The 21,728-nt window shown below is 35.8% G+C and carries 15 protein-coding genes; 12 read left to right on the top strand and 3 right to left on the bottom strand.

Annotated features, from left to right (window positions below):
• Nucleotides 1-293: 293 nt before the first annotated feature.
• On the top strand, nt 294-2,924 hold the full coding sequence (locus MHI41_RS16660) for an N-acetylglucosaminidase (protein ID WP_342494325.1): 2,631 nt from the start codon (nt 294-296) through the stop codon (nt 2,922-2,924).
• A gap of 17 nt (nt 2,925-2,941) precedes the next feature.
• On the opposite strand, the gene MHI41_RS16655 is transcribed toward MHI41_RS16660, so the two are convergent.
• Nucleotides 2,942-4,129: a CDP-glycerol glycerophosphotransferase family protein gene (locus tag MHI41_RS16655; RefSeq protein WP_342494324.1), complete on the bottom strand. Its 1,188-nt coding sequence runs from the start codon at nt 4,127-4,129 to the stop codon at nt 2,942-2,944.
• 11 nt (nt 4,130-4,140) lie between these two features.
• Complete coding sequence (locus MHI41_RS16650; RefSeq protein WP_007499915.1) at nt 4,141-4,911, bottom strand: WecB/TagA/CpsF family glycosyltransferase; 771 nt, start codon at nt 4,909-4,911, stop codon at nt 4,141-4,143.
• A 368-nt stretch (nt 4,912-5,279) separates the two neighbouring features.
• On the opposite strand from MHI41_RS16650, the gene tagD reads away from it, so the two are divergent.
• From tagD to tagH, 11 genes are all read left to right on the top strand, one after another.
• Nucleotides 5,280-5,669, top strand: a complete 390-nt coding sequence (gene tagD / locus MHI41_RS16645) for a glycerol-3-phosphate cytidylyltransferase (protein ID WP_008343212.1) — start codon at nt 5,280-5,282, stop codon at nt 5,667-5,669.
• A gap of 95 nt (nt 5,670-5,764) precedes the next feature.
• Entirely contained in the window at nt 5,765-7,258 is a 1,494-nt protein-coding gene (locus tag MHI41_RS16640) for an alpha-glucosyltransferase N-terminal domain-containing protein (protein WP_272511174.1), read from the top strand.
• 47 nt (nt 7,259-7,305) lie between these two features.
• On the top strand, nt 7,306-9,579 hold the full coding sequence (locus MHI41_RS16635; RefSeq protein WP_282833353.1) for a CDP-glycerol glycerophosphotransferase family protein: 2,274 nt from the start codon (nt 7,306-7,308) through the stop codon (nt 9,577-9,579).
• A gap of 211 nt (nt 9,580-9,790) precedes the next feature.
• Entirely contained in the window at nt 9,791-10,675 is an 885-nt protein-coding gene (rfbA, locus tag MHI41_RS16630; protein ID WP_057078973.1) for a glucose-1-phosphate thymidylyltransferase RfbA, read from the top strand.
• Between the two features lie 20 nt (nt 10,676-10,695).
• A complete protein-coding gene (rfbB, locus tag MHI41_RS16625; protein WP_057078974.1) occupies nt 10,696-11,757 on the top strand; it encodes a dTDP-glucose 4,6-dehydratase in 1,062 nt (353 codons plus the stop codon).
• A 102-nt stretch (nt 11,758-11,859) separates the two neighbouring features.
• A complete protein-coding gene (locus MHI41_RS16620; protein WP_057078975.1) occupies nt 11,860-13,860 on the top strand; it encodes a CDP-glycerol glycerophosphotransferase family protein in 2,001 nt (666 codons plus the stop codon).
• Nucleotides 13,861-13,872: 12 nt separating this feature from the next.
• Nucleotides 13,873-15,153, top strand: a complete 1,281-nt coding sequence (locus MHI41_RS16615; RefSeq protein ID WP_116306317.1) for an ATP-grasp domain-containing protein — start codon at nt 13,873-13,875, stop codon at nt 15,151-15,153.
• A complete protein-coding gene (locus MHI41_RS16610) occupies nt 15,154-16,332 on the top strand; it encodes a DegT/DnrJ/EryC1/StrS family aminotransferase (protein ID WP_039170374.1) in 1,179 nt (392 codons plus the stop codon).
• Complete coding sequence (locus MHI41_RS16605) at nt 16,319-18,151, top strand: glycosyltransferase family 2 protein (protein WP_057078978.1); 1,833 nt, start codon at nt 16,319-16,321, stop codon at nt 18,149-18,151. The genes MHI41_RS16610 and MHI41_RS16605 overlap by 14 nt, the downstream gene beginning before the upstream one ends.
• 150 nt (nt 18,152-18,301) lie before the next feature.
• Complete coding sequence (locus MHI41_RS16600; protein ID WP_008343200.1) at nt 18,302-19,129, top strand: ABC transporter permease; 828 nt, start codon at nt 18,302-18,304, stop codon at nt 19,127-19,129.
• 19 nt (nt 19,130-19,148) lie between these two features.
• Nucleotides 19,149-20,753, top strand: coding sequence for a teichoic acids export ABC transporter ATP-binding subunit TagH (gene tagH, locus MHI41_RS16595; RefSeq protein WP_342494323.1), 1,605 nt, complete (start codon nt 19,149-19,151; stop codon nt 20,751-20,753).
• Nucleotides 20,754-20,780: 27 nt separating this feature from the next.
• On the opposite strand, the gene galU is transcribed toward tagH, so the two are convergent.
• The gene (galU, locus tag MHI41_RS16590; protein WP_057078980.1) at nt 20,781-21,662 is read right to left on the bottom strand and encodes a UTP--glucose-1-phosphate uridylyltransferase GalU; all 882 of its coding nucleotides are present in this window, start codon (nt 21,660-21,662) and stop codon (nt 20,781-20,783) included.
• Nucleotides 21,663-21,728: the final 66 nt, after the last annotated feature.

The following is a 21,728-nucleotide window of genomic DNA, read 5'->3' as shown; positions in this document are numbered from 1 at the left end:
ATTACTATTGAAAAAGTCAAGAAATTCGTTGTGATATAAAATACAAGTGAATTTTAAATTTCTATAAATTCTAATGATGCTAAATGATACCATACCTTTAAAGGAAAATTAAGAAATCACTATATCTTTAAAGTAAATTTAAGATGATGTATTGAGGTGAAAGTCCCCCAAAAATGTCACTTTTCATAGGTGAATTTAAATATATTAAGCTTATTTTGTTAAAAAAGTCTGGTGTTTTTGTCGATAAAGAGATTAGTAGACTATTATGCAAAGTTAAGAGAGGGACAGGGAACGTGAAAAAAACCATCAAGATTATGTTACTCGCAGCTGCCTTTGGTATGACATTACACACAGGCAAAGAAGTGCAAGCAGCCTCCTATGTCGATCAATCCATTTATACGATTAGCACCTCAAAAGTATTTACAACAGAAGCAGAAGTGAAAAAAGCGGTTGACACGTTGAAAAAGGATAAGAAGTGGACAGCCACTTATCAAACTTCAGGAAATACATCGACTTATCAACTGACTGCCTCAGGATATGACTCACAAGTAGCAGCTAATGCAAGTGCCGCTGCATTAAAAAAAGAGTTAGGCATGAGCGGTACGGTGTCTCCAGTAGGTGACCGCCTTCCTTTACAGAAAATCGTATCTGATCCAATCAACGATGAAAGTCAGGCGAAAAAACTTACGCTCGAGCTGACGAAAACATCAGGACTCAATAGCACTTATGAAGCTATCAATCAAAGCAGACCATCATATCAGGTCATATCAGGAGCCATTGATTCTGAAACGAAAGTCAAAAATATTCAAACCGAACTACAAAAACAGGCCGGAGTCACGAGTACATATCAAACCGAAAACAAAGCTGGCACCGTGTATCAGCTGATCTCAGGCAATATTGTCGGACAGAGCAAGGCAAATACCATCCTGCAAGGTTTTCAAAAGGAATCTGGTTTAAAAGCAGTACTCCAAACGGTAGCAGCAGGCAAACCGTATTACATCGTCACATCTGCTGCACAAACGAATCAGTCTAAAGCGCAAACCCTTCTGACCCAGCTGCAAAAAGAAGCGAAAATCAGCGGAAAGATTCAGAAGGCTGGAGCTGTTAAAAATGTATATAGCATGGAATCAGGCTATTTCAAAGACAGTAAGCAAGCAGCCTCAGCGGCGGCTCAGATCAAGAAACAAGCTGGTGCGTCAGGTACTGTGCAGCGAGTAGGAAAAACGAAAAATTATATCGTAAAGCTCAATCAATTAAATGACACAACTTACGCAAAAACAGTTGCCTTTTTCAAGAAAAAGAAATGGCGCTATACGTCTAAAAAGATCTCCTCTACACAGCCATATCAAGTAGTGACTGGGAATCTTTTGGGCGATGATCAAGCGAAAAAAGCAACGGCATTTTTCCAAAAGAAAAAAGTATCCGCCACAACGAAAAAAACAGGCAAAGCATCTGACAGCACGTATCGACTTGTTGTGAATCAAGCAACGGATCAGACAAAAGTAAATAAAGGTGCTGCATACTTAAAGGCACAAAAGGTGACAAGCAGCATCACAACAGGCAAGGGGCAAGCCGTCAGTAAAGCATACAGCCTAATGACAACTCCTGTATATGATCAAAGCAAAGTGAAGCAGGCACAAGAGATCATGAAAAAAAATGGAGTTGCCAGCAGTACAAAAACATTAACAGAAGCTGTTAAGCAATACCGTATTACGACAGAGGCGACTGTGAATCAAACAAAGCTGAATCAAGCCTTAAGTTATTTAACAAAACAAAAAATGAAAGCAGCCGCTCAAAAAATGGGAGCAACTGATTATGGTCAATATCAGATCAAAACAGGGGTTATTTCGACTGCTGCCTTAAGAGATCAAGGCATGACATTCTTCAAAAAACGAAATGAACCAGCTGCTTATACAACAACGACAAAACCGGCATATAAAATCAACATCACACAGCAGTTTACAGGGTTACCAAATGCGAATGCGGCCATTGCTTTTGTGAAAAGCCAATACGGCTGGACAGCCACTGCGACCAAAATCAAAAATGGTCCAATGGTGATGCAGACGAATTATAACCTCACAGTCAATGAGATGGTAAACAAACAAATGAAGGTGTCGCCGCAGACAGATGGTGCAGCCTATGTCTATGCGACATATGTAGACCCAGCGACATCCACAGTGAATACAGACGGGCTAAATGTCCGTTCTACACCTGATTCAAGTTCGGCTAGCAACATCGTCGCACAGCTGAATAAAGGAACAAAAGTGAAGCAGCTTGGAAAAGAAGGCAACTGGATCAAGATCAGCCTCGGCTGGAGAAATGCGAGTTCAGCAGAAGTATTAAAATATGTAGACCCAGCGAATATCGCGGAGGGCACTCAATCTTATTTTCAATTTCTCAAACTCTCTGAAGCTGCAAATCTCAACCCGACTGAAGTGAATACGAAGATTTTAGCAGGGAAAGGCATTCTTGCCGGAAAAGGACAAGCCTTTATCACAGCAGCGAAAACGTATCATATTAACGAAATCTATCTCATTTCACATGCATTGCTTGAAACAGGCAACGGCAGTTCCATTTTAGCGAACGGTACGAAGTTCAATGATAGAATCGTGTACAACATGTATGGCATTGGTGCATATGACAGTAACCCGAATTACCTCGGTGCAAAGTATGCGTATGAACAGCAATGGTTCACACCAGAGGCAGCCATTATTGGCGGGGCAAAATTCATTGGCAACAGCTACATCAATAACGCCACATACAAACAAGATACCATTTACAAAATGCGGTGGTCTGCGACAGCGACTCACCAATATGCAACGGATATTGGCTGGGCTTCTAAACAGGTCACTCGTATGTATAGTTTGTATAACTTACTTGATAACTATACGCTGTATTATGATATCCCCGTGTATAACAAATAAAAAAACGTCCGTGCTTCTTAATGAGAAGCCGGACGTTTTTTGTGTAAGAGCTGATGTTCAATAAAGGAAAGAAGCTGCTGACTTGATTTCCCTTTTGAATATTGGTTCCATTCCTCAGCAAAGGTTTTCAATAAGTCTTGATTGGCTGATTCGTTTAGCCCCTTAAGCTCCTTTAAGAGCATATCTTGAGTGACGCAAGCCTTTCCTGGAATAATGTCTTCATAACGTTCGACTAAACCGCGTTTCATGCGATAAGTCTCTAGATCGTAAGTGAAGAACAAAACAGGCTTTCGGAGCAGCGCATATTCAAACACAATGGACGAATAATCTGTAATCAGGACATCGCATACAGAGAGCAATGGAAAGAGCGGCTGATCGGACACATCAAATATCCACTCACCATCTGTTTCTGCTTTGGCTAAATGTTTCACTGCAGGATGAAGTTTGACGAGCAGGATATAGTCACCATTCAGCTCTCTATGCAATTGTTCTTTAGAAAAAGGTAAGACAAGACCGTCCATTGCAAAGTCCCGGTAGGTCGGCGCATACAGCAGCACTTTTTTGCCTTTTGGAAAAATATCCGTCTGAAAGGAAATAGGGCGCTCATCATAGTACGCATCTGTGAATGGTACACCTGTTGGCAGAAAACGATCGTCCTTGACGCCAAATGAAGTTTTGAAAATCTCGCGCATGTGATCTGAGCCTGTAACGATATAATCGAAAGACGCATAGACCCGCTTGAAACGCTGCAGATCACGAGAACTACGGTGATGATTTGAAGCGTCTTCAAGACCGAACTTTTTCAAAGCACCATTGGCGTGCCACACTTGAATACAAGTGGTAGAAGGTCTATTTCTTAGCACACTTGTCATCAGAAAATAATTATCTGTGACGACGACTTTGCTTTTTAGCATCGTATAGATACATTGAATGAGATGGATGGGATTTTTTTCATGAAAATAGCGAAATGACACATGAGGCACGTCCTTGTCTATCACGGAAGCATGCTTCGTATAGAGGACAGTGAGCTTCATTGTCATAATCGCCTGTTTTTGATAAGTATCAATGAGAGCAGCTGCGTTCTCTTGGAATGAAACAAGCAGCGTCACCTGATTGTCACGAGGTTTCACGCCGCTCATGAGCCATCCAGCAAAAGAAACAAAAGCTGCATAGCATGAGATGATCATTGAGCGTATATTCATCATGTATCAGTCTCTCACAGCTGCTTCGTCTGATCTTTTACTTGCTCAGGATAGTAGCGCTTTTTCCCTTTGTTTTCTTTTAATACGGCAAAAGCGTACTTTGGGATATTCAGCATTCGTTTCCATCTCCACGGATTGACAATGAGTCTGTACAGCCATTCCGTATTTGTTTTAATCATCCAGCGTGGTGCACGCTTCACCGTACCGCTAAATACATCAAAGCTTCCACCTAAACCGATGCAAACAGCTTGCGGGAACAAATGACGGTATTCATAAATAAAGTTCTCTTGGTTTGGATAACCTAAAGCAACAAACACCATATCTGCTTTTGAACGAGCAATTTGTTTTGCCACAAATCGTTTATCCGCTTGATAACCATCACAGCTGCCTGCAATCACCACATTTGGATATTCCGTATCAATTCGCTGTTTGACAGCCTCGAGCACTTCTTCTTTCGCCCCATATAAAAAAATACTTTTAGATTGCTTGTTTGCGAGATCAAGCATAGACATGAACACATCAAAACCTGCAATTCTTGATTTCAATGGACTTTGCGTCATGCGTGACATCAACACAACACCTACACCATCCGGCAGTACATAATCCGCGGAAGAAACCACTTGATGATATGCATCATCCTTCATGACAGCATAGCCGATCTCTGGATTCACTGTCGCAATCATGGCGCCTCTTCTCTGGGAAATATGATGCTGGTTGATATAGCTAATAAATTCATCTAAGTCACCATTAACATAAGAAAGGTTAGAGACCACTTCTGTTTGCATTGTTCAGACCTCCTTTTTCATTTTGTTATCTATGAAACGTTCATTGTAAATTCATTCTTCGCCTACTCATCATTTTATCACAGTTGCTCCATGAAATATTAACAATAACTTTACAATCCTTTAAATTTCGTGACATTTTCATTAATTCATATGGACGATCCTTTGTGAAATATTGATTTCTCGGTCTTCTCCTCCTGCACCCAATAAATTGGAAATAGTTTGTCTTTACATTTTCTTAACCTTTCATAGGCGTTGTGATATAATGAAGTTCCGAAGAGCGAAAAAATGATCGATGATAATAGGATTACGGATAACATTACTGCTTGAAGCAGACGAATAAGGATGAAAGAAAGGAGTTCATGTTTGCAATGAAGAAAGTTATTACTTACGGTACATTTGATTTATTACACTGGGGGCACATTAAGCTGCTAGAACGTGCAAAGCAGCTCGGAGATTACTTAGTGGTGGCCATCTCTACAGACGAGTTTAATCTACAAAAATCAAAAAAAGCTTATCACAGTTACGAGCATAGAAAGCTGATTCTTGAAACTATTCGTTATGTAGACGAAGTTATTCCAGAAAACAGCTGGGATCAAAAAGTCCGCGATGTACAAGAACATGACATTGATGTCTTTGTCATGGGAGATGACTGGGAAGGTAAATTCGATTTCTTGAAAGAGCATTGCGAAGTCGTTTACTTGAAGAGAACAGAAGGTATCTCGACAACTCAAATTAAGGAAGAAATTGCTGGACTTTAATAGATGAAAAAAGTACTTCTTATCTTTTGGTGAGAAGTGCTTTTTCATGTAAAATACAATGAGCGAGTTATCATGAATTTTAAGGAGAGCTTTCTTTGTTTCAAAATTGGATGAAGAAAAAAGTTAAAGATACATTGGATCAACCTGAACAAAAAGATACATTGGATCAACCTGAACAAAATGAAACGATGGCATTAGTTGAAATTCCTGATATGGACTACTACTTTATTGTAGGTGACGTACCAAATGAGGAAGACGGCTTAACGAAGTCTTTAAAAGCAAGAATAGAGCCATTGGCTGAGAAACATAAACATACTTCGATTTTAACTTTGAATTTCGATGTAAATGTGAAGGACCGTATTCGCCGCTTGGAGGAGACGTTTCATCCTCAAATTGACATCCTGAATGTATTTGAACATTACATTCTGCCAGAGAGCGGAAGTAAAAGATATTATTCGGAGTTTATTGCAGGTGAAGTACCTCAATCCATTAATGAAGCAGTCATACCGGCAGATACATCAACCATTCAGGTGACGAGATATGAACTGCCTTCTTCCCCAATCTGTATGATTGATCAATATAATGAAGAGCAACAATTATTGAAGAGAGAAGAATACAATTGGCAGGGAGCTTTACGCAGAGTTCAAAGTTTTGTTCCTCATACAGGTGCCCTCTATTTAGAGGAATTGATCAAGGACGATGGCAGCATTTTTATGGAGATCATCTATGCTGGTGATGCAAAAAAGAATCCAGTTCGGCACATAAATTGGTATAAAAGTACAGGAATTCAAACGTTTACAAAGAAGACGGATATAAAACAACAATGGCTATCCAGCATTCAATTACAAAATGACCGGTTAAAACTGATGGTCACAGAGGACCGGGACCAGGACCGCCACTTGTTTAAAATAGATCAACCGGAATCAACTTATTATGCTGCTTTTGTGCATGAAGCCCATTATGAGGAAAATCCGCTCCATATCAATTCTCAATATGGAGAATTATTTAAACAAATAAGAAAACAGCAAGTGGATGCCGTCTTCTTTGGCGATACTAAGCATAAAGAAGATGTTGAGAAGGTTTTAGGAGAACAAACTTATTTCTACCATGTGCCTTCTGATGAAATGTCAGCTTGGAAAACAGTACTTCATCAGATGCTGGAAAACCGTATACGTAAAGATGAGCTGAGAAAGATCGTGGATCGCACGAAATGGGTACTGCATGATCTTAGCTCTGAACACCATGTTCTTCATCTTCAGCTTAAGATGACAGACGAAATGAGCCAAGTGGATCATGTGGAAATTGATTTTGCAGGATATGATCGAGTGAATGGAGCTGAAATCATTTCTCAAACAATTGATGAGAATGATCAAGTCAGTTTCCCAATTGGTCATTTTCAAACAAAGAAAAACATCGAAACCAACCAAACAAAATTTGTGGATTTTTACATCCGCTTTAAAACAGAAGAACTTCAAGAAGTGTTGCAACGTCTAGAAGTAGAGGGAGAGCTCCTTACCAATAAACCATCTTCAATTGATGGTTGGTCGTATCAAACGAAACAGGGGAACTATTCTTGGAAAGTAAAATAATGATACAAATAACGGTAAGATTTTTGAACAGAGGAGATTAACGATTAATGATTGAAGAGGGAATCCATAAGAAGAGTGTCGTTGAAGGTTTAAAAAATCATCATGAAAAATTGGAAATGCTCGTTCGCATCTACGATGACATGCCATTAGCAGATAGAGAGTTTTATCTGTTTATGAGGGAAAGGGTCTCAAAACAAGAACTATTCCTCCCGCTTGTTCATCAAGAAGGGAATCTATTCAAATTGGTACTGAGTGAAGCATCGCTTCCGCTTGCGTTAGAGCAAGGCCAGACATACAACTTGTATGTCACGGACTATCTGAGCGCAAACAAAGAAGAGGACGAAGACGAGCTTGAAGACTCAGCCTATGATTCTGATTCGGAAGAAGAGGATGAAGACGCAAAAGAAGCGGATACCAGCGCGACTTCCGAAATAGAAGAAAAAACACCATATTATAAACGTCGTTTGAAAATGGAAATTGAAACGCCAGAGCTGACATTTTTAGAAAATAAAGAAGCGCTGTTGTATGTTATTCCATATCGTACAGACAAAGGCAATGCTTCATTGAAAATCAAACGGGAGCTCAAAGTTGTGAAATTCCATCATATCGAGCTCAACAAAGAATGCACGCTATCTTTATCTGGGTATGCAGGCGTTCTAAGTGCAGAGCATCCTTATCAGATCAAAGAAGTAAAGCTTCTATTGAAGAAAAATGGTGAGGAACCAGTTGAGCATCGTTTTCCTGTCAAGATGACACATAAAAAAGATGAAGTCATTCAATATCGTGACGACCATCAAACACCACAACTGTATCAATTTTCAGCAGAAGTTCCTTTAGAGGAGTTAACTTATTCTTTAAATAAACGTCTTATATACCGCTTTTATCTAGAATTTATTTGCGACGTCAACGGAGTGGAGGAAACATTAACAACTGCTTCTTTGGTACTTGGAGATCGTTCAAACAAACTCAAAGGGCTTGTTCAAATTCATAAAAGAGACGACGTACCAATTCGTTATGAAGTGTACAGAAAGAAAAAAAGACAAACCCTTGGTATTCGAATTAATGATTACACCATGAAGACACGTGCTAAGTACTACGTGAAAAGCAAGTGGAAGAAATTCAAAAAGCAATTTGGGAAAATCAAAAAAATTCGAAATCGTCTTGTAACAAGAACCTTTAAAACAACCTTTAAGCTGGCGAGTAAGCTGTCCGTCAAAAAGAAAACTGTTGTGTTTGAAAGCTTTAATGGAAAACAATTCAGCTGTAACCCGCGTGCTATTTATGAATATATGAAAGAAAATCACCCTGAATATACGCTGATCTGGAGTGTTAAAAAAGGGCATGAAGCACCATTTAAAGAAAAGGGCATCTACTATATCAATCGTCTGTCATTGAAATGGATTTTTGCAATGGCAAGAGCCGAGTATTGGGTCGTAAACAGTCGTTTGCCGCTATGGGTTCCAAAACCAGAACACACCCAATACTTACAAACATGGCACGGCACGCCATTAAAACGACTGGCGATGGACATGGACGAAGTGCATATGCCTGGAACAAACACGAAGAAGTACAAAAAGAATTTCACGAAAGAAGCATCGAATTGGGATTATCTGATTTCTCCTAATGCATACTCGACCGAAATCTTTACCCGTGCGTTCCAATTCCAAAAGACCATGATTGAGTCAGGATATCCGAGAAATGATTTCCTTCACAATCAAAACAATGACGAAACAATGAGAGCGCTCAAACAAAAAATGAACTTGCCACTTGATAAAAAATTGATTTTATATGCACCGACATGGAGAGACGATCAATTTTATAAAAAAGGGCAGTACAAATTTGATTTAGATCTTGATCTGCATGAGCTACGAGCATCAATCGGAGAAGAATATATCATCATCCTTCGTATGCACTATTTAGTAGCGGAAAACTTTGATCTCGGACCATATGAAGGCTTTGCCTATGACTTCTCTCATTACGAAGACATTCGAGACCTTTATATGATTTCCGACCTACTCATTACAGATTACTCTTCCGTGTTCTTTGATTATGCAAACCTTAAACGTCCGATGCTGTTCTATGTACCAGACATCGAAACATATCGTGACAAGCTCAGAGGATTCTACTTCGACTTTGAACAAGAAGCACCTGGGCCGCTTGTGAAAGAGACAGCAAGTGTCATTGAATGGGTAAGAGAAACAGAACAACCGACTTTTACATTACCAGCTTCATTCGCACCGTTTTATGAAAAATTCTGCTATCTAGAGAGTGGAAAGTCATCGAAGCGAGTGGTGGAAGTGGTATTTAAAAAGGAATATTGAGAAGCACTACTAAGGGATCCTCATGCCTAAGAGTGAATCCCTTAATAGTGCTTTTTTTGGTTTATTTATTTAGAATTGTAATTTAGGACCGAATTTTAACTATTAACTTTGTATTAGGTATATGTTATTATAAAGCTGATATTCAAATAAAAAACAAATAATTTCTTAGGATTTAAGGCTTTTCTGAGTATTTTTTCATAGGAGGATCATCTTGAAAGGAATAATTTTAGCTGGTGGTACGGGCTCGCGGCTTTATCCAATTACAAAGGGTATCTCTAAACAATTAGTTCCCATTTACGACAAACCAATGATTTATTATCCACTATCAGTTCTAATGCTAAGTGGTATTAAAGAAGTACTTATTATTACTACCCCAGATGATTTAGAACAATTTAGACGTCTTCTAGGGACGGGAGAAACTTTAGGAATACAAATAAGTTATGAGGTACAAAAAGAACCTAAAGGACTTGCAGATGCTTTTATTATTGGAGAAGAATTTATAGGCCAAGATAATGTGTGTCTTGTGCTCGGTGATAATATATTTTATGGACAAGGTTTAACTGAAATCCTAAACAAAGCAGTAGAACTAACGACAGGTGCGCTTGTTTTTGGGTATTATGTAAAGAATCCAGAGGATTACGGTGTTGTCCAATTTGATAATAGCGGAAATGTTCTTGGCATTGAAGAAAAACCTAGCCAACCTAAATCAAACTATGCGGTACCTGGTCTCTATTTTTATGATAATAAAGTGGTGGAAATCGCAAAAAATGTTAAACCCTCTGCAAGAGGGGAAGTTGAAATTAGTTCTATTAATGATTTTTATTTGAAAAATGGTGAATTGAAAGTGGAAATTATGGGTAGAGGAATGGCTTGGCTAGACACTGGTACACATAAAAGTTTACTAGAGGCAAGTAATTATATTGAGGCAGTTCAAAATAGACAAGGGCTCTATGTCGCTTCATTAGAAGAAATTGCTTATCGTAAAGGGTATATAAATGAAGAACAACTTTCTCGTTTAGCTCTACCATTAACGAAAACTGAATATGGCAAATACTTATTAGATTTAGCTGAAAATAAAGAAGTCATTCTTAAATAGAAGTTACAAAGGAGAGAATAATGAAAACTTACCTTGTTACAGGTGGAGCAGGTTTTATTGGTTCTAACTTTATATCATATATGTTAGACAAGTATACAGATATAAAAATTATAAATCTAGACAAACTAACTTATGCAGGGAATCTTGAAAACTTATCTCAATATGAACATTTCGTGAATTATAAATTTATTAAAGGTGATATTAAGGATTCGGAATTATTGAGTGAAATTTTTGAAAATAACGAAATTGATTATGTAGTGAATTTTGCAGCTGAATCTCATGTAGATAGAAGTATCGAAAATCCGCAAGTATTTGTGGAAACCAATGTGCTTGGTACATTGAATCTTTTGAATACAGCTAAAGAATTCTGGCAAACAGATGCAGACTCTTATAAAGAAGGAAAAAAGTTTATTCAGATTTCAACAGATGAAGTGTACGGTTCATTGAGTGAGGAAGGGTATTTTACAGAAGAAACACCTTTAGATCCTCATAGTCCGTATTCAGCTAGTAAGGCTTCGGGTGATTTACTGGTACAATCGTTTTTTGATACGTATAAATTCCCTATGAATATTACAAGATGCTCTAACAACTATGGACCATTTCAGTTTCCAGAAAAATTGATACCACTTGTTATTCATCACTGTATTGAAAAAAAGAGCATCCCTGTTTATGGAGATGGATTGAACGTTAGGGATTGGCTTTTTGTTGAAGACCATTGCAGTGCTGTAGACTTAGTTATTCAAAATGGCCAACTTGGAGAAGTATATAATATTGGCGGACATAACGAAAAGACAAATATTGACCTTGTGAAAAAAATCATAACTTATTTAAATGAGAAGGTAGATCACACGGTTACCGAAGACTTAATAGCCTTTGTTAGAGATCGAAAAGGTCATGATAGACGTTATGCGATTGATCCAACAAAAATAGAAAAAGAACTCCAATGGCAGCCGAAATATCATTTTGAAACAGGTATTATAAAAACAATTGATTGGTATTTAGATAACTCTCTATGGTTTAAAAATATTATAGACGATGAGTATAAAAATTACTATCAAAAAGCATACAATACAGTAAAGTAATATTTTATTTTTGAAAAGCCCTATTCAACACCATGAATGGGGAATTTTTTCTTTATTGCTATTGTGAAAAATGTAATTGAGATGAGGTTACGAAGACTAAAAATGAAAATTAAAAAATTAGTTTCTAAAATATTAAAGTCAAAAATAAGTAAACATAAAGTGAAAATCCAAATTAAAAAAGAAGAACTCCATTTAGTTGTTAATCATTTAGGCTTTAGTTTATTTAATAAATATGTAATTTTGAAAGATCGTGAGAGTGGCAGATTTTTAAAGAGCAAAATTAAAAAAAACATCTCTGTTTTTAATCTTCAAGATATTGTAGATCTTAATAGTAATGGAACTTTGGATGTGTATATTACTCTTCAATTTTATAGTAAATATTTTCGTAAGAGAACTGTATTTAGCATAAATAATCAAGGGTTTACATCATATTCAGAGGATTTGAACTTAAAATTAAAAAGTTTTAAAACCAAAAACGGAAATCTATCTTTTGATTATAAAAAAAATATTTTTACTCAGCATATAAAAAATTTAAAAAGTGTAGGCTCGAACTTTTATATTGAGGGGGAAGTAATCCAATTTTCAGATGAATATTCAGTTAGACAATTAGAATTAATTGCAGTAAGAAGAGACAATAACAAGTCATATGGCTACTCTTTAGATTTTCAGAAAGAAAAGAATAAATATATTTTTAAAAAAATTATTTTGATAGATAAATTAAAACAACATTTGGATCTCAATAGCAGATGGGACTTCTTTTTGCAAATAAGGGATGATAAGAAACGAATCTGTTATAAGGAACTAGTAGATATGACAGGTTATAATGATTTCTCAAGAGAAGAAGATAGGTATCTACTAAATAATGAATATAAAGATAACTTCAAGCTTATTATATATGTAACTATGGGAAAAGAGAGCTTAGCATGCTGGTTTACTGATAATGAACAATATATTAAGACATACAATATCGCTAGAGGTAAAACTATCTTTAATAATACTTGTGATAATCATCCAATTCATAAGAAAATGATTTTCTTTGAAAGTTTTTTAGGAAAAAGTTACTCAGGAAATCCAAAATATATATATGAATACTTATTGGAAAATGGATATGGTGAAGAGTATCAATTTGTATGGTCTTATCAAGGAGAATCGAAATTACCAGGAAACCCAATTGTAGTAAGTAGAGAAGAAGAAGATTATTATCGATACCTGGCGCTTTCAAAATATTGGGTGAACAATATTATTTTCCCGGTACATCGGAAAAGAGAAGGTAATGTGTATATCCAGACATGGCACGGAACGCCTTTAAAAAGATTGGGTTATGACATAGAAGTAGATGGTCCTGAAAAATTGGCTAGGGAAAATTTTTATTTAGAATCTCGTAATTGGGATTTTCTATTGGCAGCTAATAAATACTCTGGTGATATCTTTAAGCGGGCTTTTAAGTTTGAAAAAGAGATCATATTAAATGGCTATCCATCTAATGATATTTTTTATAAAACGAATAATATAGAAAAAATTGAATCCATTAAAAGAAAGTTGAGTATTCCTAAGGAAAAACAAGTTATATTGTATGCTCCAACTTGGAGAGATAATGAATCCAATGGATCATGGAACCATTCCTTTGAGATACAATTCGATTTAGATCAGTTCCAGAATGAATTTGGTGATGATTATGTATTAATCTTAAGAATGCACCATTTAATTTCAGATTATTTAGTGCTTAATCCAAGCAAACATTCTTCAATCATTGATTTATCTAAATATGATGATATTCAGGAATTGTATTTAGTCAGTGATATTTTAATCACGGATTATTCTTCTGTGTTTTTTGAGTATGCAAATAGCAAAAAGCCGATATTGTTCTATGCTTATGATTATCAACTTTATAAACAGGAGATAAGAGGTTTTTACTTAGATATGTACAAGGACTTGCCAGGTCCAGTATTACAGGAACAAACAGAGTTATTTGATGCGATAAAAAATATTCATCGTGTGGAAAAAGAATATGAAGAAAAATATAATGAATTTTTCCAAGAGTATTGTAGCCTGGAAACAGGAAATTCAGCTAAATTAGTTATCGAAACAGTATTCAAAAAATAATTGGAGGTAACAATGAAAAAAGTTCTAGTGTTTCCATGTGGTTCTGAGATTGGCTTGGAGATTCACAATTCTCTTAAGTACTCAAAAGACTTTGAATTGATCGGTGCTTCCAGCGTCTCTGATCATGGTAAGTATGTATATAAGAATTATATAGAGGGTATGCCAAATATCCATGACGAAGGCTTTATTGATCAATTAAATCGTATAATTAAAGAAAATGAAATTGATTTTATTTTCCCTGCACATGATAGTGTGGTATTAAATTTAGCACAGAATCGAGAACGACTTCATGCCATAGTTATAACATCAGATCAATTGACTTGTGAGATTTCAAGATCGAAAAAGAAAACGTATGAATTTTTTGAAAAACAATCTTTTGTTCCAAAAATGTATGAAAAGGTTGATGATGTAGATACATTCCCCGTATTCTTAAAGCCAGATGTTGGACAAGGATCAAAAGGAGTAGCACTTGCAAGAAATAAAAAAGAGCTGGAGTTTTATAAAAATAATCAATCCGACTTATTAATACTAGAATATCTCCCAGGTAAAGAATATACAATAGATTGCTTTACAAATAGAAATGGAGAACTTGAATATACTGGGAGACGTGAAAGAAAGCGTATTAAGAGTGGTATAAGTGTAAACTCTTCCACGTTACCGATGGATGAGCAAACAACACAGATAGCGCAAGAAATTAATAAACATCTTAAATTTAGAGGAGCTTGGTTTTTTCAAATTAAAGAAGATGTGAACGGTCAATACAAGTTGTTAGAAGTGGCACCGCGAATTGCAGGAACTATGGCATTATATCGTAACAAAGGTGTAAACTTCCCTTTACTGAGTTTATATGATCGAATGGATTTTGATATAAAAATAGAAGATAACGGTGTGAACCTTGAAGTAGACAGGGCTTTGATTAATCGATTTAGCATTCAATACTCTTATCAAAGAGTGTACGTGGATTTTGATGATACGATTACGTATAAAGATAAAGTTAATCCTCATTTAATGTTATTTTTATATCAATGTTTTAATAATGAGAAGGAAATTATCCTAATTACAAAGCATATCAATGATATCAAAGAAACTTTGGAAAAGCTTCGAATCCACATTAACCTTTTTGATCGTGTCATTCATCTAAAAAAAGAAGATATGAAATCAAAGTTTGTAGATAATCAAATACCTTCTATATTTATTGATGATTCTTTTAGCGAAAGAGATCAAATTAAAGCAATTGACATCCCTGTGTTTGACGTAGACTCGATAGAAGCATTAATTGATTGGAGAAATTAAATGATAAGACAATTTAAATTTCAAACGCCAATTCATGTGACAAAACCAAAACTTCCAAAACTTGAATATTACACGGATAAGATAAAAAGTATTTGGGAGAATAAATGGTTAACAAATGACGGTCCATTACATGAAGAGTTTAAAAAAAATCTTCAAGAATATCTTGGGGCACCCCAAATTGAACTCTTTACCAATGGCCACTTAGCATTAGAAATTGCTTTAAAAACAATAGAAGAAAAGGGTGAAGTGATTACAACACCTTTTACTTTTGCTTCTACAGTTCATGCAATAAAAAATACAGGTTTCCAGCCAGTTTTTTGTGACATAGAACCAAATACATTCAATATCAATATCAATCATATTGAAAAACTCATTACTGAAAAAACAAAAGCAATTGTAGCAGTGCATGTTTTTGGAAACCCTTGTGATGTGAATGAATTAGATCGAATTTCAAGGGATTATGGAATACCTGTTATCTATGATGCAGCACATGCTTTTGGAATTAAAATAAATGGTAAACCGATTGCAGAATTTGGCTATGCATCTATGTTTAGTATGCATGCAACCAAAGTTTTTCATTCGATTGAAGGTGGAGTTCTTTGTTTTAAACAGAAAGGATTAATTCAACAATTAAAAGCTTTGAAAAATTTTGGTATTACTTCAAATGAAACAGTTGATTATATTGGAATTAACGCAAAGATGAATGAATTCCAAGCTGCTATGGGATTAGTGAATTTGGAAGAAATTGATCAAGATATAATAACAAGAAAAAAAATTTATCATCAATATGAAGAAAAATTATCTGAGATACCAGGAATTAATGTTGTAGCAATTGATGATAATGTCCATCACAACTATTCATACTTTCCAATAATTTTAGAAAATCAAGAGATGAGAGATTATGTAAATGAAGAATTGAAAGCATATAATTTGTTTACCAGGAAATATTTCTATCCTCTTTGTAATGACTTCGGTTGCTATACATTTGATTCAAGTGAAACGCCAGTAGCAGTATATGTTAGTAATCGAATTTTAGCATTGCCAATGTACACAGAACTATCCTTAAGTGAAGTTGAACAAATCTGTACCATCATGAAAATAGTTTTGGACAATTTTCATAATCAAGTCAACATAAGAATGACGAATCAAGTGGGTGAACTATCGAATGAGTCAGTATAAACTAAGCGTTGTTGTATTGGTTTATAATACAGAATACTATTTGAAGGAGTGCCTTGATTCACTTGTTAATCAATCATTGCCAGATTTGCAAATTATTGCAGTAAATGATGAGAGTCCTGATAATAGTGCCGAAATTTTAGATGAATATGAAAAAAAATATTCAAATATGATGGTAATTCATCAAAAAAATAGTGGGGGCGCCAATGCGGGGAATCACGGATTAAAATATGCAACCGGAGAATACATTACGCTCATGGATTCAGATGACATTCTTCCTCTTGATGCCTATGAAAAATTATATTTAGAAGCAAAGAAAACTGAGTCTGATATTGTGATAGGAAGGCCTAATATCTTAATAAACGGTTTTCAAAAAGAAATTATTTATAAAAAGGAAAGAGAAGTTTGGCAAAAGAATAAATTAATCGAGAAAGTAAAAGATTATCCTGATGTTTTTTATGATGGATTTTATTGGAACAAGATATTTCGGAGAGAGTTGATCTTTGAATATCAATGTTTTATGCCTCCAGGTATGCTATATGCAGATCGCCCAATGGTTCATAAGGCATTTTTATATGCGAAAAAAATATCAATCATTACGGATGTTGTTTATCTTTGGAGAAAAAGAGGAGAAGAAGCAACTCAAAAGTCAATAACTCAATTAAATGGTGATTTACGAAACTTTCAAGATCGGATAGAATCACTTAAATATCAATTAGAATATTTCGAGAATTATGGTGATAAAGAGCTTTTAAATGAATTTCTTAAAAGAAATATTGAACGTTTGTTCTTTCCGATTAAAAATATCGTTTGGGATAAAAAGTTTAGGCACGTATTTTATAAAGAAATTAAACCGATTTTACAAAAGATTGATAATATCTTTGACAATGATTTAGGGATTACTAGTAATTTATATATCTACTTTATTTTGAATGAGCTTCATGAGGAATTAATATATTATTTAGCTGGTAATCAAAAAGGAAATATATTAAAAGAGAATGGTAAATACTATTGGGCCCTTCCCTTTTTTAGAAACGAAAGTCTCAATATTCCGGATGAACTCTTTGAAATTAAAGTACTAAAAGAAGAATTTATCAAAATAAATCATATAGATGTTGATGGTCAAAAAATTATATTCAGAGATATCGATATACCAAAAACGTTTAATGATGCTCAGGTATTTCTTTCTTTTGAGTCAAGACATAATTTATCGGAAAAAAAATTGATCAATACATTTACAAATGATGTTGGTCAATTAAATGCGGAATTTTCTTTAGAAGATTTGAATCAAATTGCAACATATGATATTTATCTTATTGTTCAAAGAAACGACAAAGAAGATAAATTTAGAATTTCTAAGCAAATGTACAAGGGGGCCCTTAATCATTGCAATCAATCTAATTTTCATCTCTTTTTCACTATTAACGGAAACCTATCTATTGAAAATATAAATGTAAAAGTAGAACAATTGATTTTGAATGATGAAGGTGTTTCTATATTAGCAGAAAAGCCAATAATAGAAACAGGGACATTCTATTTGAAAAATCGAATAACAAGAGAAGTAATTTTTCTGAAAAGAACATCAAGTACAGAGTTCAATATTAAATGGGAACATTTCTTTGAAGGGTTTAAGACATATGACCTTTTTTACTGCTCGCAAGATCGTCACTTTAGATTAAGAAAAAATTTATTAACAGATAGACTATATAATAGGTATAACTTAAGACCTTTTCAGGTAGAAATATACGAAACGGCCAAAGGAAACATTTCTTTAAAAAGTTCAACGAATATTACCCGATTCTTATCAAGATTGAAAGTTTAATTTTAAAAAGGAGGAAGTAGCTTCCTCCTTTTTATATTGTTTATGATGTGTATTTCCTGATAAGTGAAATATTCCTCAACTTCTGTTACAATTATGAGCGGTGCTTTTTAAAAAAGTGATCCCAAAAACTTATATCTAAGGAAGATTAGAATGAACGCAATGTTGACGATACTGAAGGAGCAAATCAGCTCATTTTCGCTGATTATGCGACTTGCTGTTTATGAAACAAAATCAAAATATCAGATGAATTATTTAGGTGTTTTATGGCAGTTTTTAAATCCATTGATTCAAATGCTGGCTTACTGGTTTGTTTTTGGTTTAGGCATTCGTGGAGGACAGCCAATTGTCATTGGAGGCATGGAGGTTCCATTTATCATCTGGATGCTTGCTGGATTAATACCGTGGTTCTTCATTAGTCCGACGATCCTTGATGGATCAAACAGTGTGTTTAAACGTATTAATATGGTATCAAAAATGAATTTTCCGATTAGTGCGCTGCCGTCTGTGGTCATCATGTCCAACTTGTTCAGCTATTTTGTCATGATGGGTGTCTATCTTATTGTGCTGATTTCTTATGGCATATATCCTGACGCGCATTGGCTACAATATATTTACTACCTTATATGTATGATCGCGTTTATGTTTTCGTTTAGTTTGTTTAATTCAACAATTAGTGTACTCGTAAGGGACTATCAATTTCTTTTACAATCAGTGACACGTTTACTTTTCTTTTTGCTGCCGATTTTTTGGAATATCTCAGAGAAGCTCACTGGAGACAAAGCATGGATAGGAGATATTTTAAGATTAAATCCTCTTTTCTACATTATTGATGGTTTCAGAAATAGCTTGTTAAAGGGAGAATGGTTCTTCCATGATGTGAAATATACGCTTTATTTCTGGCTGATTACGCTTCTTTTTTTAACAGTCGGTTCATTGCTTCATATGAAATTTAGGGATAAATTTGTCGATTTTCTTTAAAAAGTAAGGAGATTATACGATGAAACTAAAGGTTTCGTTTCGAAACGTATCCAAGCAATACGTCTTATATAAAAAGCAGTCTGACAAGATCAAAGGGCTGTTTTTTCCTAATAAAAATGAAAAAGGTTTCTTTGCCGTTCGTGATGTGTCGTTTGATGTCTATGAAGGAGAGACGATTGGTTTTGTAGGGATCAACGGTTCTGGGAAATCCACGATGTCGAACCTTCTAGCGAAAATCATTCCACCGACAAGTGGTGAGATTGATATGGACGGCCAGCCATCGTTAATTGCCATTGCGGCAGGGCTGAACAATCAGTTAAGCGGTAAAGACAACATTCGTTTAAAATGCTTAATGATGGGTCTGACAAATAAGGAAATTGACGATCTTTATGAAAAAATCGTAGAGTTTGCGGATATTGGAGACTTTATAGACCAGCCTGTAAAGAGCTATTCAAGCGGAATGAAATCCCGTCTTGGTTTTGCTATTTCAGCACATATAGATCCAGATATCCTCATTATTGATGAGGCACTGTCTGTAGGAGACCAAACCTTCTATCAAAAATGTGTGGATCGCATCACCGAATTCAAAGAACAAGGAAAGACGATCTTTTTTGTCAGTCACTCCATTAGTCAAATCCAAAAAATCTGTGATCGGGTTGCTTGGATGCATTATGGTGAACTTCGTATGTTTGATGATACGAAAAAGGTTGTGAAAGAGTATAAGGAGTTTGTTGATTGGTTTAACAAGCTTTCCAAGAAAGAAAAAAAGGAATACCAATTGAAGCACAAAGAAGGTCGAAAAGGCGTACAAAAGACAGAGAAGGTGTCTCGTTATCATGAGAACGAGAAACGACGTTCATTTTTTGGACCAGCGTTTCAAGTGACCATGATAGCTGTTTTAACCATCTTACTTGCCCTTTCAATGTTTTCGGATCGCCCGCTTCGTACACTTGCGACATTTGGTGCAATTCCTTCAGGTAAAACAGAGGCGCCCCAGTCAACGAACCATGAGACAAAAGGTGCCCCTGATGATATGAAAAAGATTGATCAACAGGCCATAGTTAAGGCAGATCCAATGACGGTTTATACAGACAGGGCCATGAAAAAAAAGGCAGACGTCACATTATCGTTTGGACAAGAAGTAAAGGCTGTGGCTAAAAATAAACAAGTCGTTCAAATCAAAACAGCATCAGAGACGTATTATGTGCAACCTGATGCGCTACAAAACGCAGATGAATTGAAACCATTATCCATCGGACCAGCACAGTTCAATTCCTACGTATCACCCGCATCTGCGGGTTCGTATGAGTACTTACTTTCTTTCCTTGGAAAAGAAGAGTCTGTGCTGAAGCAAAGAATGCAAACACTTAGCTCGGTCAAAAGTGAGCAAGGTGATACCGTTGAGCGGCTGACCACTGAGAAAACCGATTATGTGATTCAAAATGGTCTGGCGAATACGATGGTGTTCCGCGAGATCATGCCTATCTCTCCTTCAACACTTGGACTGACAGAACAGAATGTCTGGATGAATGAGAAACAAACGAAGTTCGCAGTAAAGGGCGAACATAACCTGTTTGTCATTGATAATGAACAGCATACGCTGACCGTTTCAGCGACCAAATAAAAAAGCTGCCGATGCCGGCAGCTTTTTTTAATTCACTTCTTCTTTTTCAAGAAGTTGTTTCATAAATGGAATGAGTTTTTTCTTGAGCTCTTCATCTTGAAGGGCAAACTCTAGCGTCGTTTCAATGAAACCTTGCTTCTCTCCGACATCATATCGTTTTCCTTCAAAATCATAGGCAAATACACGCTGGATGTCATTGAGCTTTTGAATGGCATCTGTCAGCTGAATTTCTCCGCCTGCACCAATTTCTTGTTGATCAAGGTACATAAAGATCTCCGGCGTGAAAATGTAGCGCCCTAAAATGGCTAAATTGGATGGTGCGGTTCCTTGCGGCGGCTTTTCAACAAAGTTTTTCACTTGGTAGCGGCGCCCTTCTTGGGTAAGAGGGTCAATGATCCCGTAGCGATGCGTATCGCTGTCCGCTACCTGCTGAACACCGATCACGGACGAAAGGGTTTTTTCATATTCATCCATCAGCTGGCGAAGTCCAGGTGTTTCGGCTTGGACAATATCATCACCTAATAAAACAGCAAAGGGTTCATCACCGATAAAGTTGCGTGCGCACCAAACGGCATGTCCTAAACCTTTTGGTTCTTTTTGGCGGATGTAATGAATATCTGCAATATTAGATGATTTCCTTACTTTTTCTAGTAATTCTATTTTTCCTTTTTCTTCTAGATTCCTTTCTAGTTCGGGAGCAAAATCAAAATGATCTTCTATAGCTCTTTTCCCTTTCCCAGTCACAATAATAATATCTTCGATACCTGAATCAACAGCTTCTTCAATAATATACTGAATAGTTGGTTTATCTACGATAGGGAGCATTTCCTTAGGCATGGCCTTTGTTGCAGGAAGAAAACGTGTTCCTAGACCGGCAGCTGGTATAATGGCTTTACGTACTTTTTTCAATGAACTTTGCACCTTCCTTTTGTATATATACAGAGTTTACTATTAAATTCTATCTTACTTTTAAAA

It is taken from the genome of Bacillus sp. FSL M7-0307 (genome assembly GCF_038627835.1).
Lineage (GTDB): Bacteria > Bacillota > Bacilli > Bacillales > Bacillaceae > Bacillus > Bacillus altitudinis.
This window is presented reverse-complemented; position numbering and strand designations above follow the sequence as displayed.

Bases quoted from the DNA above. Each gene is read 5' to 3' on its own strand.
- tagD (WP_008343212.1), top strand. From the start codon at position 5,280: ATGAAGAAAGTTATTACTTACGGTACATTTGATTTATTACACTGGGGG.
- MHI41_RS16605 (WP_057078978.1), top strand. From the start codon at position 16,319: ATGAGTCAGTATAAACTAAGCGTTGTTGTATTGGTTTATAATACAGAA.
- MHI41_RS16635 (WP_282833353.1), top strand. From the start codon at position 7,306: ATGATTGAAGAGGGAATCCATAAGAAGAGTGTCGTTGAAGGTTTAAAA.
- tagH (WP_342494323.1), top strand. From the start codon at position 19,149: ATGAAACTAAAGGTTTCGTTTCGAAACGTATCCAAGCAATACGTCTTA.
- MHI41_RS16620 (WP_057078975.1), top strand. From the start codon at position 11,860: ATGAAAATTAAAAAATTAGTTTCTAAAATATTAAAGTCAAAAATAAGT.
- MHI41_RS16610 (WP_039170374.1), top strand. From the start codon at position 15,154: ATGATAAGACAATTTAAATTTCAAACGCCAATTCATGTGACAAAACCA.
- MHI41_RS16650 (WP_007499915.1), bottom strand. From the start codon at position 4,911: ATGCAAACAGAAGTGGTCTCTAACCTTTCTTATGTTAATGGTGACTTA.
- MHI41_RS16600 (WP_008343200.1), top strand. From the start codon at position 18,302: ATGAACGCAATGTTGACGATACTGAAGGAGCAAATCAGCTCATTTTCG.
- MHI41_RS16655 (WP_342494324.1), bottom strand. From the start codon at position 4,129: ATGATGAATATACGCTCAATGATCATCTCATGCTATGCAGCTTTTGTT.
- MHI41_RS16615 (WP_116306317.1), top strand. From the start codon at position 13,873: ATGAAAAAAGTTCTAGTGTTTCCATGTGGTTCTGAGATTGGCTTGGAG.
- rfbB (WP_057078974.1), top strand. From the start codon at position 10,696: ATGAAAACTTACCTTGTTACAGGTGGAGCAGGTTTTATTGGTTCTAAC.